We start from the raw sequence: 1,592 nt of genomic DNA on the forward strand, positions 1-1,592 counted from the left end.
CTCGACGGCCTCGCCCTCGATGTCGAAGTGGGGGAGCACCCGGTCGAGCCAGCGCGGCATCCACCACGCCTTCTCGCCGAGGAGTGCCATGACCGCGGGAACCAGCGTCATGCGCACGACGAACGCGTCGATCGCGATGCCCACCGCGAGCCCCAGGGCGATCGGCTTGAGCGTGGCGTCGCCCTCCGGGACGAACGCGGCGAAGACCGCGAACATGATGACGGCGGCCGCGGTGACGACGCGGGCCGATGCCGTGAACCCCGACCGGACCGTGCTGACGGCGAGTGCGCGATCGGCGCCGCCGGCGCGGGCGCGGGCGTGGACGAAGTCCTCGCGCATGCGCGAGACGAGGAACACCTCGTAGTCCATTGCGAGGCCGAACAGCACGCCCATCAGGATGATCGGCATGAAGCTGATGATCGGTCCGGTTCTGCTGACGTGGAGCGCCTCGCCGAACCAGCCCCATTCGAAGACCGCCGCCACGACGCCGAAGGCGGCCATCACGGAGAGCAGGAAGCCGGCGGCGGCCTTGATCGGCACCCAGATCGAGCGGAACACGATGGTGAGCAGCACGAGCGACAGACCGACGACGAAGATGCCGAAGGGCAGCAGCGCTGCGCCGAGGCGGTCGGAGATGTCGATGGCGACCGCGGTGAATCCGGTGACCTTGAGGTCGACGCCGTATTCGTCGAGGAGGCGGTCGTGCTGGTCGCGCAGCTCGCGCACGAGGTCGGCGGTGGCGGGGTCATCCGGAGCGGTCTCGGGCACGATCTGGATGATGCCGGTGTCGGCCGTCGCGTTCGGAGTCGCGAGTGCGACCTCCTTGACGCCCGGGATCTTCTCGATCTCGTCGGACAGATCGGCCATCAGGCCCAGCGGATCGGTCGACGTGACGATCGTGCCGGTCATGATGAGCGGGCCGTTGAAGCCGGGGCCGAAGTGCTCGGACGCCAGGTCGTACGCCTGACGGGCCTCGCTCGAGGTGGGCTGCATGCCGGCATTGGGCAGAGCCAGCCGCAGGCTCGCGGCCGGGATCGCGAGGATGCCGAGGCCGACGACCACGGCGACCGTGGTGATGATCGGATGCTTCGTCACTCCGTTGACCCAGACGGTGGCGAAGCCCCGGCGCGGCTTGACCACGGCATCCGCGTTCCGCGCGCGGCGCGGCGCGCGGGCCTTCCAGCCGACGACCCGGCCCTTGGCGAAGCCGAGGAACGCCGGCGTGAGCGTGACCGCGATGAGGACGGCGATGGCGACCGCGACGGATGCCGCGATGCCCATCGTCGTGAGGAACGGGATGTTCGCGAACGAGAGGCCGATCAGGGCGATGAGCACGGTGACGCCGGCGAAGACGACCGCCGACCCCGCGGTGCCGTTGGCGCGGGCGGCCGATTCGTCCGGAGCCATGCCGGTGCGCACCTGGTCTTGATGTCGGGCCGTGATGAACAGGGCGTAGTCGATGCCGACGGCGAGGCCGAGCATGACGGCCAGGAGCGGCGTGGTCGCCGAGATCGAGGCGAACGCGGTCGCCACGAAGATCAGCGAGACCGAAAGCGCCACGCCGATGATCGCGCTGGTGAGCGGGAACCAGG

1 protein-coding gene is annotated in these 1,592 nt (G+C 69.8%); it reads right to left on the reverse strand.

Annotated elements, in window-relative coordinates:
- On the reverse strand, nucleotides 1-1,592 hold a 1,592-nt coding region (locus tag AC1DVT_RS20180; RefSeq protein ID WP_477391174.1), incomplete at both ends, for an MMPL family transporter.

The sequence above is a fragment of the Microbacterium sp. P2_F9 genome, from assembly GCF_056403635.1.